This is a genomic window from Synechococcus sp. W55.2 (genome assembly GCF_047461635.1).
Classification (GTDB): domain Bacteria; phylum Cyanobacteriota; class Cyanobacteriia; order Thermostichales; family Thermostichaceae; genus Thermostichus.
In genome coordinates, this window is record NZ_JANSHM010000079.1 from 1 (window position 1) to 12,048 (window position 12,048).

Genomic DNA, 12,048 nt, shown 5'->3' on the forward strand with positions numbered 1-12,048 from the left:
TGGTTGGAAACAAACAGAATGCTATCGCTGCATAGTTGAACAGTGATGTTCAGCAGTGTTCAGCGTAAATGTATCAGCTCCGCTAACGCGACCAGGATCCCTCCAAGTGGGATCCAACCGGCAAGCGACCCTGGGCCGGGATCTGTCCCAACAACACCTGCAGCAACGCCTGTAGAGAGACGGGGGTAGTGCCGTAGCAGGCCAAATAGACCGGGATCTGGGGCAGGGCAAAGGCGTCGTAGGGGGATCCCAAGGCCAACCCAATCACCTTTTCCGGCGGAAGGGATCCCAGCAGCAACCTCTGCGCCGGATGCCGCCACGTCTCCAGGGATCCCACCAGCACCTGCGCAGCCCTTTGAGCCCCTTCTTGGGCAATCCGCTGCTGTTCGGGGGTGGGATCCAGAGGGATGGAGAACACTTGGGCAGCGGGACAGGCTTTTTGCAGCAGCTCCCCCAACAAAGGTACAGGGGTGATAAGCAGCGGGTCAGGGGCCAAGGGAGGCAGGGATCCCCGTACTAGGGTGATGCTGTCTTGGGCGATTTGGCGGGCCAGTGCCCGGTGGTTTTCCAAGCCGGCAGGGGGGAAAGGGGGGCAGGGGGATCCCAATCCGTAGCGCCGCTTCAAGGTCAAAATTCGCTCCACTGACCGATCCAACTGCTCAACCGACAAACGACCGGCACGGAACTCCCGCAGCAGATGGGCATAGGCTTCTTTTTGGATGGCCGGGGTAAAGCCGGGATCTGCCCCAAACACCAGCACATCGGCTCCTGCCCTAAAGGCCAGTTCTGCCGCTTCGGGAATGCCGTAGGTGCGGGCAATGGCCCCCATGGTCAGGGAATCCGTCAGGACAAGACCCTTGAAACCCAGCTTCTGCCGCAGCCAGCCCGACACCACCTCAGGGGCCAGCGTTGCCGGTCGCACGGATCCCAGAGCCGGCATCACTACATGCGCCGTCATCATCGCCTCTGCCCCTGCCCGGATCAAAGCCTGAAACGGGCGCAATTCCATGGTCTGTAGCGCCTCCAGAGGGCGATCCACCCGCGGCAACCCCAGGTGGGAATCCATATCGGTGTCCCCATGGCCGGGAAAATGTTTGGGCGTACAGAGGATCCCGGCTTGCCGATAGCCGCGCCACAGGGCGAGGCCGTAATCTGTCACCTGTTTCGGGTCTGACCCAAAGGCTCGGATGCCGATGATGGGGTTGTGGGGGTTGCTGTTCACGTCCACAACAGGGGCGAAGTTGAGGTTAAACCCCAAACTTTTCAGCTCCGTTCCCACCGCACGGGCCATAGCTTCCGCCTTTGCCAGGGATCCCGCTGCTGCCACTGCCATGGCGCTGGGGAACACCGTCACCCCCTCGGTAAGGCGCACCACCGGCCCCCCCTCTTGATCAATGGCTATCCACAGGGGGACAAGGGCTTGTGCCTGAGCCGCGGCAATGAGCTGGGCCACCTGAGGCAACGTTTGAATGTTGCCGGCAATCGAATAGAAGATCAGCCCGCCCACGTGGTAGTCCCGGATCATCTCCTCGAGAGCGGAGGAAAACTCAGCTCCCTCAAAATAAACCAGAAACAGTTGCCCCACTTTCTCCTCAAGGCTCCAAGCCCTGGGATCCACTGCGGCAGCGGGACGGGGTCCTTTCGCGTCAGCGGGACGGAGTCCTATCGAGCATGTCAAAGCAGATGTCCTTGGGCGTCGCTGCCAAGAAAGCCGGTCAGGATGAGCGTAAACTACCCGACACCAACCGCTAGGCGGTACGGAGCGGGCTTTTAGTAGCCCTGCAGTTAGCAAGCCAACCACGAGCCTCTGGGGTGGTTTACAGCACCCCCAATCGACCGTTACCAGTGCCTTAAACAACCGTTTCTGGTGTCCGCAGTATTATTATAGCATTCCTCCCGACACCGACCCTACGGGTACAGTGCGGGGCTCCTGCGATTTCTAGCTGAAGTGGCTCTTGCAGGTTTAGAGTGGCGATTGACTTGTAGTTGTGGCCATACTGGAGGGATGGCGTAAAGAACTGTAACCTCAGCAGTACACCAGAGTCATCTTGAAGTGCAGTGATGAAGTGCAGTGAAATAGTGCAGTAAAATTGTCTCTAAGGCGTTCTTTGTTCTTTGTGTTGGTTCTAGCTCCCCTTTCTCCTTAAAAAAAGAGGAGTTGTGAGTGAGAGAAAACCTACCCAAACATTACCTATGGTCAAAACAATCTTCAAGACAATCTCCTCTTCCACCCTGGGGTCGATGATGTTGCCTTTCTCCTGCCGCCAGCTTTGGATAACTGCCTTTCCCGCGTTGGCCGGAGTTACGGTGGCTATTGGCGGCCTTGGGGCGGGAGGATCCCTGTGGCAGGCAGGAGCAGCAGGTTTGGCCACGGGGATGACGGGCTATGTGGCTTCTGCTCTATCTGGAAGCGAGGCCAAAGCCAAAATCCAGCTTCTGCAGCACCTCGAAAATCGACAGAAGCAAAACGAAATCACTCCTTCAGACCTACAGCAACTGCAAAGCGAACTGGCCAACCTGCGTGCTGCCCTTGAAGATTGGGCAAAAGTCCAGCAGAAGGGGGTGGCTGCTGCCCAACCTTATGATGAGGCTCGTTCGCAAGCTCAAACTCCTCAGCTTCATTTTGAAACAGAGATCCAGATCCAATCTCAAGAAGAACGACTTCCTCAGTTACGCGCAGAAGAGCAAAGTCTGAAAGCCTCGATTGGAGATTTACAAGCCAAGAAACAGAAACTCATTCAGTCCCTTAAGGAGGGCATAGCCAAGGTGGAACAACTCCAATCAAAACAGAATCTCCTCAAGCAAGATATTGCCCGCCTAACCCAGGCTGATCCCTCAACAGCTGCTGGCAACTTCGCGGAACGGCCATCCGTTCCCAAAAAAGGATCTCCAGACGTATCTCTCAACTTGGCCCGCACGACCAAAGCTGCCGCCGACATTGCATGGGCCGACAAATATGACGAAGTCTTTGCAACCCTCGAGGAGCGAATCGACAACCTGGAAGATAGCGCCAGAGCAATGGCAGAACTGGCATCGATGGAAGGCAACGGTAGCCGGTAGGGGCAGACATCCCATCCCAATAGCACCGAAACGGTTCACAGCTCTGGCTCGCCAAAGCCCCGCAGAGGATGAGCATATTCTGAGGGGGTCAGGCCCTTAGCCTGCACCAATACTCCAAAGCCCCCCAACCCCATGGGATCCAGCAGCGCGTGAAGAGCATGTCGCCGCCGCAAAACCTGGCCCACATCCACAGCTTCGCCATCAACCGGGTTCCCCATTTGGCTGAGGGCAGCCAGCCGCTCGGTCAATCCCAGGTTGACCAAAAAGTTGCTCTGCCGGGTGAACCCCAGGCATCTTAGCCCCAGAGATTCTCCCACCTGCTCTAGGGTCGTAAAGTCCACATGAGCGGTGAGATCCTGGGATCCCACCCGAACATAGGGATCCGTGTAGCTGCCGTGCTGTCGATAGGCCAGGAGCGTACCTTGGGCGCGGTGGGGGCTGTAGTAGCGCTGGGCGGTGTGGCCATAATCGATGGTGAGCACGTAGCCTCGCCGCAGCTTACGGGCCAGGAGCTGCAGCCACTCCAAGGCTTTCAGGTTCACCTCGGTTTGGTAGCCCGACGGATAGGTTTCTACAGGGATCCCCAAGCGGGCAAAATACTCCCTCAGCTCAGGGGTGGACAGATCCCCCAGCACTTCGCGGAAGTCGGCTTCTGCAGCCTCGCTGCAATCGACATAGATTTCCCGCAAAGCCCCATCCTGTACCTGCACCCGATGCACCGGAAAAGCATCCACCAGCTCATTGGAGAAGAAACAGCCTGTGACCGACTCATCCGGGATCCCGTCCCAATCCAACCAGCGCACCTTCTCCCCAAAAGGAGCCAATCGCTCCTGTTGGAGCCGCCGCAGGTGGGCAGAACGCTCCAGGATCCCATATTCCAGTGCCTGCCAAAAAGGGGGGTTAGCGGAGCGCACGTAGGTCAGCCAATCCTGGGCCAGGCGACCGCTGCCCGCCCCCATCTCGATCACCTTGAAGTCAGGGGGGGATCCCAAAATGTGCCAGAACTGAAGGATCTGCTCTGCCAACAGTTGGGCAAAGTCCGCCGCCAGGTGGGGAGAGGTGAGGTAGTCGGGGCCAACCGGGGATCCCCGCTCGTAATAGCCCAACCCCGGCTCGTAGAGAGCCCACTCCATAAACTGGGCAAAGGTCACCGGCCCTTGAGCGCGAATGCGGCTGCCGATCAACTCCTGCAACTTCTGCGTGGCCTGGGGTGATGACAAAGGAAAGCTTGGGTTGCGCGGGTGTTGCTCAGGAGCGAGCACAGGTGAGGATTCCAGGGATCCAGACTTACTCAACTCAAACTTACTTGTTCAGGGGACGACGCCAATTTTGGCGAAACTGACGGTTCGAGACCAACAACACAGGCCAGAGGGCCGATACCACCCACTTCCCGGAGCCCGAATAGATGCGATCCGCCTTGCGGGCCGAGTACCAAACTCCTCCTGCGTAGATTGCCAAGAGCAAAAAAGGCCACATCTCAACCCATCCTATTCAACGCTGCTCACAGAGTCAGGGATCCTCAATCAGTAGGCATCCTGCAGCTCATAGAAGTCAGGCGTGATGTAGTCCTTGCGCAGGGGCCAACCTATCCAGTCTTCCGGCATTAAAATCCGCTTCAGGTTCGGGTGTCCCTCGAAAACAATGCCGTACATGTCGTAGGTTTCCCGTTCCTGCCAATCCGCCGACTTCCAAATCCAGTATACGGAAGGCAGCCGTGGATCGTGGCGAGGCAACTTTACCTGGAGCCGCACCTCCTGAGGGCGATCCGCCCCGTCTGACAGCTTGATCAGGTGGTAAAGGCTGACCAGTGGCTGCCCTGCCCCCAGGTCATACCCGCACTGGCACTCCAGGTAGTTAAAGCCGTAGGCATAGAGGGCGGTACACAGGGGCAGAAGAAAGTCCCGCTCCACCTCCAACAGCTCTACCCCCGCTGCGTCTCTCCCCAAATACTGGTGCTCGAAGCCGTTGTCGGCCAGAAACTGGGAAACCGGGCCCCGCTCCAACGTCACCAAGGGTTCCGACTGCTCGCCTACCGCTGGCGGCGCTTGCTTTTCTCGGGCATTTTCCTCTGCCATCTCACATCCCTCCTCGCAAGGCTTTGAGCTGCTGTTCCGCCTGCTTAAAGTCGGCAGTTTGCAAAGCCGGGGGCACCGGCAGGCCGATGGCAGCAGCCAGTTCCGGCGGAGGAGCTTGGCGGGTCTCGCTCTCCAGATACTTGCCGGTGATGATCTCCGGCACAGGCTTAAGGTTATGCTTGACCGTGTAGTAGCGGTGGGTTTGTTGCAGACGGCCCCGCTCCCGCATGTCTTCTGCAGCGATCTTCTTGCGCAGCTTGACAATGGCATCCATGATTGCCTCTGGACGAGGAGGGCAGCCAGGAATGTACACATCCACCGGGATCAGCTTGTCCACCCCCCGCACTGCCGTGTAGGAATCGGAGCTGAACATGCCACCGCTGATGGTGCAAGCCCCCATGGCGATCACGTACTTCGGCTCAGCCATTTGCTGGTAGAGCTTGACCAACGCCGGAGCCATCTTCATGGTGACCGTGCCCGCCGTGATGATCAAATCAGCGGTGCGTGGCGAAGAACGAGGCAACAGGCCAAAGCGGTCGAAGTCAAAGCGGGATCCCAGCATGGCAGCAAACTCGATGAAGCAACAGGCAGTGCCGTAGAGCAGCGGCCAGAGGCTGGACATCTTAGCCCAGTTGTACAGGTCGTTCACCGTCGTCAGAACGACGTTGTTGGAGAGGTCGGTAGTCACCTGGGGGGCAGCCCCCGGAAACAAGACTTGCGATTTCTCAGACATCATGACCATTCCAATGCTCCTTTTCTCCAGGCGTACACAAGACCCACCACAAGGATGGCGATGAAAATCAGGGCCTCCACAAAGGCCAACAGCCCCAAGCGGTGAAACGCCACTGCCCAGGGATAGAGGAACACCGTCTCTACATCGAAAATGACGAAGACCAGTGCGAACATGTAGTAGCGAATGTTGAACTGGATCCAGGCTTGCCCAAACGGCTCCATGCCCGACTCGTAAGTGCTGCGCCGCAGGGATCCCCGCCGCTTTGGCGCCAAGAGTGCAGAAGCCCCCAGAGCCAAAACCGGCAGCAGAGAGCAGAGGATCAGGAAAACCAGCAAATACTCGTAGCCGGACAGAACAAACACGACGCCAGACCGCCTCAGTTGCTCAACATTTAGATACGTTTCCAGTATAGAGCCAGTCTGTGGCTCCCCTGCGCCACCGGATCTTCAGTTCTATTGATGATCATGATTGTTGGGAGCGGCGTTTTTCCAGCCAACCCCACACTCCGCTCACCACCGCCCCGGCCATCAGGATCCCCAAAGCCGGCTGAAACAAAGGCAGCCAGAGCCGCATCCAAAGTTTGTAGCCCAGTGGGATCCCAAGAAAAGCCCCGGTTACGGAAAAGACAAACCAGACAAACCCGGCGAACACCAGAAAGACAACGGCAATCAGGAAGTTATCCAGCCAGCGCTTGAGGTCAGAGGAAACCATAGGGATTGAGGCAGAACAGCTTGAAGTAGACCCAGAGGCAATCTGGGAATCGAACCTTTTGGGCCGCTAATGCCGATATCTCAGCTAGAAATCGCAGGAGCCCCGCACTGTACTCATAAAGTCAGTGTTGGGAGGAATGCGTGACTTTATTTGTTTTATGTTATAATAATAATGCGGACACCAGAAACGGCTTTTTAGGGCACTGGTAACGGTCGATTGGGGTTGTCGTAAACCAGCCCAGAGGTCCGTGGTTAGTTTACTAACTGCAGGGCTACTAAAAGCCCGCTCCGTATTGCTTTAGCGGTCTGAGTCGGGTAGTTTACCATCTTTCACCCAGACAGACTGCCGGAATAAGTTCAACAGACAGGGTAGCTTACCCCAGCACTTGGTGAAGATCCCACGTGCACCTTTTTGGGTAGAGTAAGCTGTGCCAGCCCGCTGCTGACCCGCTGTGAACACAACCCAAAACCACGGTAGCGCCAGTAGGATTCCCCAGCCAGCCTGCTAACAATAAGTGAGATTTCCCTTCTGCCGCTTGGTCAGCTCAGGTTGAAGATTCTCCCCAAATGGCTGCACCGGTTGTTGACTTGTCAAGATATAGTGGTGAAAAATCTGCCTATACACAACCTGCAGCGTTAAGCCGATGTCCATCTCCTCTGGTTCTTCTTTTGCAGACCGCTTACGACAGGTGATCGGCGATGAAGCCGTTTATGCGTTTGGGCGACGGGCCGGAATTAGCGATACTGCCTTGCGCAGCTACCTGAAGGGATCCGTGCCCGGCATTGACAAGGCCGTGAAAATTGCCCAAGTGGGCCAAGTCAACCTCAGTTGGCTGATTACAGGGGAGGGATCCCCGCAGTTGCATCCCGACTCGAAAGCAGAGTATGTGTATGTGCCTTTTGTCGATGTGGCCGCCTCTGCCGGAGCGGGGGCGTTGGTGCGGGAAGAATCGATCGAATCGGTGATTGCTTTTGAGCGAAACTGGCTGCGGACGCACTTGAAGGGAAACCCTGCCGATCTAAGTCTGATTCGGGTGCAGGGGGATAGCATGTCTCCCACGTTGGAGGATGGCGACTGGATCTTTGTGGAACGGCAAGAGGGTGGAGACCTGGGCTGTGAAGGCATTTACGTCTTTCAGATGGATGGGGATCTGTTGGTCAAACGACTGCAGCGCCTGCCCGGATCCCAGGTGAAGGTGATCAGCGACAATCCCCGCTTTCCCCCTTTTGTGGCGGATTTGGCGGATCCCATCAACGGCCTAACCCTCATAGGACGTTATCGAGGTCGCATCAGTTTTGATTAGCCTCTGGCAGCAGATGGCGGGAAGTGGCAGCCTGACCGACCGAGAATCCCCTTGGCGAGATCGGGTCGCCGGTTAGGATGGGTCTTGAGGGTTGAGTTGAGAGGAGTTCCTGCTCCTTGCCTGCGCCCATCCAGCCGGAGGTTTGCCTGCAATGGCTCGTTCGTCCCAGCTCCTAACAGTCGCTCTCCATTCCCTAAGCGGGATCCTCTTGGTCAGCAGCGGGATCTGGGTTGGGATGGTGCTTCCCCAGCAGGCCCAACCTCAGCCCCAGCCGGAGACCAACATCTCTCCCACTCAACCCGCTTCTCCCACACCACCGATCCTGCCCACCTTGGCCCCGCCCCAGGCCAATCTTCCGGTGGCAAGCCCAACAGCCAATGCAGATCCAAATGCAGATCCAGAGGAAAATCACGAGAGCCCCACGGATCTGGAAGGGGAGATCCGGGAAATCCGCCAGCAGGTGATCCAGCTCTTGATCAGAATTGAGGAATTGGAGTCGCGGCTGCAACGGCTGCGTTCTCAAACAGGCCCTGAGCCTATCAGGGAATCTTCCACTGCTGCCGAGATCGTCCCAGGAGAAGAAAGCACCCCAGCCCCGACCAAAACGCCGACCTCTTTTCAGGTGGGAACCCAAACCATCAGCCTGCCGGGCGATTTGCTGTTCGATTTTGACAAAGCCGAGATTCGACCTGAAGCAGCCTCGCTGTTGGCCCAGGTGGCCAAGTCCTTGGAAGCTATGCCCGGCGCCCGCGTTCAAGTCAACGGCCACACCGATAACATCGGGCCCTTAAACTACAACTTGGCCCTTTCTCTGCGCCGCGCCAATGCGGTTAAGGACTATTTGACGAAGCTGCTGCCGGAAGGCCATCCCATCAGTTGGACAACCTCTGGCTTTGGCCCCACCTTGCCGGTGGCCGATAACGACACAGAAGCCGGACGGCAGCGGAACCGCCGTGTGGATTTGGTCATCGCTCCCTAGCTGCACCCCCCCAAAGTGGGGGATGACACGTTCTAGCAGGGCTCTGGTCTAGAATCTGGTAGGGTCAATCCGGCCAGGATTGATGGGCTTGAGTTCAATCCTCATCGTTGGGGTTCGGTTTTGAACGCGGCAGGGATCCCTCTGGACAAGAGGCAAACGTTTGCGCTGAGGGTTGACACAACCCTGGACGCGCTTGACCAGGTTTTGACCTGGTTTGAGTCTTTCCGAAATGCGGGCATCCCGGATCCCATTTGGGCGGAATGTCAGTTGGCTTTGGTAGAGGGGTTTACCAACGCCGTTCGCCACGCCCACCGCGCTCTGCCGGAAAGTACGCCCATCGACATTGAGCTGCTGCTGATGCCGCAAGGGCTGGAGTTGCGCATCTGGGATCAGGGGCAGGAGTTTGATCTGGAGGGATTTGCCCGGAACGTGTCGGATCCCACATCGCCCAACGCCAATCTTGAGTCCGAGGGGGGACGGGGTATTTTGCTGATGAAAGCTCTCTCTACCCACTTGAGCTACACCCGCCAGGCCGATGGTCGCAACTGTCTGTTGATCGGCAAGCGCTTCGACGATCCTGGATCTCGCCCGCGTCTGTCGGTGCCGGGCTTAGGCGAGCAGACCACCGCTTAACTTGCGAATAGCTGAGCTGGCCACATCGCTGTAGCGCAGTTCACCGGCCAAGATCTGGCCCATGCGCCGAGTGGCTCCCGGTCGTTTGACGCCCACCCTGTAGCCCACGCCCGGAAAGCGATAGAACAACGCCGCAATCCGCTTAGCCCAGCGCATTTCTGAGCCCCATTCCTGCTGGACGCGGGCAGAGTAGTTCGCCAGAGCTTCTGTATCCCCGCCTAGAGCTTGATCGATGGCCTGGGCCGCCAACATGCCGGTGAGAAGGGAAGGGCGGATCCCTTCAGCGGTAAACGGATCGATAACGCAGGCGGCATCTCCCACCAAGAGGGCATTTTGGGTGTGAAGCGGTTGATCTTCGTCCCAGAGGCAGATGGGATGGCCAAATGGCTTGACCGACTTCAAGTCTACGCCAAAGCTTTGGGCATATTGGGCGGCAATTTCCCGCAGGTTTTGTTTTTCTCCACCCCGAAAGGTGCCGGCTCCAATCGAGTAGCCATCAGCCTTGGGGAAGTTCCAAATGTAGCCATTGCTGACGGCGCCGAAGTCAAAATGGGCGGCTGCAGTTTGCGGCTGCAGGAGAGGCACTTCTGCTTCCAAGGCGGCAGCCAAGCGACGGCGGCGTTCCTGAAAGCCCAGCCACTTGGCCATTGAGCCTTTTGCCCCATCGGCCCCGATCACGTACCGACCCCAGACCGGGCCGGCGGTTGTCATCACTTGCCAGCGGTCGCTTTGCCACTCGAGGCCAGAGACAGGGCATTCTGCCTGGAGCGCTGCCCCTTGCTTTTGCGCTTGCTGAATCAGGTAGTGGTCGAAAACATCCCGCCGCACCATCCAAACGGGCTCTTTCAAATCCAAATCGACCACCACCGGATCGCCGCCGCGCCAGGTGTAGCGGATTTGCCGGATCTTGAGGGAAATGGCGGGGCCAAAGTCGAAGTCAAACCAAGCCGCCACCATAGGAGAAACGCCGCCCCCACAGGGTTTGTAGCGGGGCAAGGGATCCTTTTCCAGAACCAGCACCGAGCGTCCCCGCTTGGCCAGATGGTAGGCGGCAGATCCTCCAGCAGGGCCGGCGCCGACGATGACACAGTCGTAGAGTTGCGGCATGGTTTTCGATACTCCAGGCCCCCCCATCCTGGGTTCTGCTCACCAGCTTCTAGCCTATTATGGCTACAGCGAATTGCCTGCACGTTGCTTGCCTTTTTGTCGGGAAGACCATGCGAATTCGCTGGCAGCGCCTTGCCAACCAGCCCTCAGCTTGCTACTGTGCCGCCTGCGGAAAGCGTTTTGCGGGCGGGAAGCGAGTTCGTTGCCTTTTCAACGATAGGGGTCTGAATCTCGGCCCTATTTGCCCAGAGTGCTTTGCCCTTCCCCCAGTTCAGTTGCGAGAACAGATCCACCGCTATGCCTATTTGATGCGCCTGAATCGTCTGCGGGATCCCGGCAGCCAAGACCACGCCCATCATCTGGAACAAGCGGCCCGGGAGCGCTCCATTCGTTATCCGGGCCTGTGGGGCTGGCTGCGGCAGTGGTGGTAGCGTTGGCAAGGGGATTGGGCATTCTGGAAAAGATGCAGGAAAATCAGGAGAGGTTGCCTTCGGGATCCCAGACCCGTTGGCTTGTTTGCTCTCGTTGGTTGAGGAGCCCCCATGCACGACCTGGACAGTTTGCCAGAACCGGTAGCCGATGCTCTGATCAAAAGCCTGCTTACGGATGTGGAACGGCTGATCAACCAGCACGGCCTGTCAGAGGTTCTGGTGGGGTTGGCCATGTATTGCAACGTGCAGTTCAAGGCCAAGTTCAACAAGCCCAACCGCACGGAGAAGGATGAGGAGTTGGGGTTTTATTTCCGCGACGCCGCCAAAGCTCTGGAGGTGGCTGCCAGCCTTACCTATCGCACCATCGACCGCTCCCAACCTGCCCGGCCCAGCACCTAGCCACTGGGATCCCTTTTTGGCCTCCACCCCCAAGCCCCTCTCCCAGGGGGAGAGGGGGGCAGGCATTTAACCAGCAAACCGTTTCACCGCAATGGGAAGGGAAGGAACGCGGCATCTTGGGGTGGCAAGGGATCCCCCTGGGTTTTTATGCTGGTGGGCAACAAGTTGCATTGAGGCTGAGCGTGAGAATCGTCTGGGAACGCAGCATTTACGGGGGCAATGGCCGAGTGCCCTGCATTATCTGTGGGGGATGGGCCAACCCCATCCAGAAAAAAGGGCACCAAGTGTTGCTGGCGGTGGTCTATAACGACCGCGGGCAAATCTACGGGGAAGTCTGCCGCAGTTGTCTCAGTTTGGGGGCCAAAGGCATCAAAGAGTGCCTGCAAGAGCGGATCGCCCGTTTGCGCAAGCAACTGGAAGATTTGGAAGAGCTGGAGCAGGGAGAGGTGCAACTGCCTACATTGGAGCAGGAGTTGAGCGCCTATTTGGATTGAGGACTACACCCCTCTGAAAAACTTACGAAACCCCAATAGGAGGTGACGTCTGATACATTTACGCTGAACACTGCTGAACATCACTGTTCAACTATGCAGCGATAGCATTCTGTTTGTTTCCAA

15 protein-coding genes are annotated in these 12,048 nt (G+C 57.6%); 7 read left to right on the forward strand and 8 right to left on the reverse strand.

Annotation, left to right across the window (positions count from 1 at the left end; all coding sequences use genetic code 11):
• Positions 1 to 82: 82 nt before the first annotated feature.
• Entirely contained in the window at positions 83 to 1,585 is a 1,503-nt protein-coding gene (locus tag NW828_RS12465) for a glycoside hydrolase family 3 protein (RefSeq protein ID WP_414384197.1), read from the reverse strand.
• A 779-nt stretch (positions 1,586 to 2,364) separates the two neighbouring features.
• On the opposite strand from NW828_RS12465, the gene NW828_RS12470 reads away from it, so the two are divergent.
• On the forward strand, positions 2,365 to 3,060 hold the full coding sequence (locus tag NW828_RS12470; protein WP_414384198.1) for a hypothetical protein: 696 nt from the start codon (positions 2,365 to 2,367) through the stop codon (positions 3,058 to 3,060).
• A gap of 35 nt (positions 3,061 to 3,095) precedes the next feature.
• Here NW828_RS12470 and NW828_RS12475 read toward each other — a convergent pair whose 3' ends face one another.
• From NW828_RS12475 to NW828_RS12500, 6 genes are all read right to left on the reverse strand, one after another.
• Positions 3,096 to 4,322 carry a class I SAM-dependent methyltransferase gene (locus tag NW828_RS12475; protein WP_414384199.1) on the reverse strand — a complete coding sequence of 409 codons (1,227 nt, stop codon included), beginning with the start codon at positions 4,320 to 4,322 and terminating at the stop codon, positions 3,096 to 3,098.
• 40 nt (positions 4,323 to 4,362) lie between these two features.
• Positions 4,363 to 4,536: a hypothetical protein gene (locus tag NW828_RS12480; RefSeq protein WP_414344869.1), complete on the reverse strand. Its 174-nt coding sequence runs from the start codon at positions 4,534 to 4,536 to the stop codon at positions 4,363 to 4,365.
• Positions 4,537 to 4,583: 47 nt separating this feature from the next.
• Complete coding sequence (locus NW828_RS12485; RefSeq protein WP_414358109.1) at positions 4,584 to 5,135, reverse strand: NAD(P)H-quinone oxidoreductase subunit J; 552 nt, start codon at positions 5,133 to 5,135, stop codon at positions 4,584 to 4,586.
• A gap of 1 nt (position 5,136) precedes the next feature.
• Positions 5,137 to 5,877, reverse strand: a complete 741-nt coding sequence (locus tag NW828_RS12490) for an NADH dehydrogenase subunit K (protein ID WP_414374115.1) — start codon at positions 5,875 to 5,877, stop codon at positions 5,137 to 5,139.
• Positions 5,868 to 6,230, reverse strand: a complete 363-nt coding sequence (gene ndhC / locus NW828_RS12495; RefSeq protein ID WP_414331498.1) for a photosynthetic/respiratory NAD(P)H-quinone oxidoreductase subunit C — start codon at positions 6,228 to 6,230, stop codon at positions 5,868 to 5,870. Before ndhC ends, NW828_RS12490 begins: the two co-directional genes overlap by 10 nt.
• A 100-nt stretch (positions 6,231 to 6,330) precedes the next feature.
• The gene (locus NW828_RS12500) at positions 6,331 to 6,579 is read right to left on the reverse strand and encodes a hypothetical protein (protein ID WP_011433899.1); all 249 of its coding nucleotides are present in this window, start codon (positions 6,577 to 6,579) and stop codon (positions 6,331 to 6,333) included.
• Between the two features lie 643 nt (positions 6,580 to 7,222).
• On the opposite strand from NW828_RS12500, the gene NW828_RS12505 reads away from it, so the two are divergent.
• The 3 genes from NW828_RS12505 to NW828_RS12515 all read left to right on the forward strand — a co-directional run bounded on the left by NW828_RS12505 (position 7,223) and on the right by NW828_RS12515 (position 9,494).
• Complete coding sequence (locus NW828_RS12505; RefSeq protein WP_414384200.1) at positions 7,223 to 7,882, forward strand: XRE family transcriptional regulator; 660 nt, start codon at positions 7,223 to 7,225, stop codon at positions 7,880 to 7,882.
• 151 nt (positions 7,883 to 8,033) lie between these two features.
• On the forward strand, positions 8,034 to 8,861 hold the full coding sequence (locus NW828_RS12510) for an OmpA family protein (protein ID WP_414384202.1): 828 nt from the start codon (positions 8,034 to 8,036) through the stop codon (positions 8,859 to 8,861).
• A gap of 120 nt (positions 8,862 to 8,981) precedes the next feature.
• Positions 8,982 to 9,494 (forward strand): ATP-binding protein, encoded by a 513-nt coding sequence (locus NW828_RS12515; RefSeq protein WP_414384203.1) that lies wholly within the window; start codon positions 8,982 to 8,984, stop codon positions 9,492 to 9,494.
• Here NW828_RS12515 and NW828_RS12520 read toward each other — a convergent pair.
• Positions 9,471 to 10,601 (reverse strand): geranylgeranyl reductase family protein, encoded by a 1,131-nt coding sequence (locus tag NW828_RS12520; RefSeq protein ID WP_011433895.1) that lies wholly within the window; start codon positions 10,599 to 10,601, stop codon positions 9,471 to 9,473. The genes NW828_RS12515 and NW828_RS12520 overlap by 24 nt on opposite strands.
• 110 nt (positions 10,602 to 10,711) lie before the next feature.
• Between NW828_RS12520 and NW828_RS12525 the strand changes: the two genes are divergently transcribed.
• The 3 genes from NW828_RS12525 to NW828_RS12535 all read left to right on the forward strand — a co-directional run bounded on the left by NW828_RS12525 (position 10,712) and on the right by NW828_RS12535 (position 11,925).
• Entirely contained in the window at positions 10,712 to 11,032 is a 321-nt protein-coding gene (locus NW828_RS12525) for a hypothetical protein (RefSeq protein ID WP_041436713.1), read from the forward strand.
• Between the two features lie 111 nt (positions 11,033 to 11,143).
• Complete coding sequence (locus NW828_RS12530) at positions 11,144 to 11,431, forward strand: hypothetical protein (protein ID WP_414384205.1); 288 nt, start codon at positions 11,144 to 11,146, stop codon at positions 11,429 to 11,431.
• A 182-nt stretch (positions 11,432 to 11,613) separates the two neighbouring features.
• The gene (locus NW828_RS12535) at positions 11,614 to 11,925 is read left to right on the forward strand and encodes a hypothetical protein (RefSeq protein ID WP_414331199.1); all 312 of its coding nucleotides are present in this window, start codon (positions 11,614 to 11,616) and stop codon (positions 11,923 to 11,925) included.
• The last annotated feature ends 123 nt before the right edge of the window (positions 11,926 to 12,048 follow it).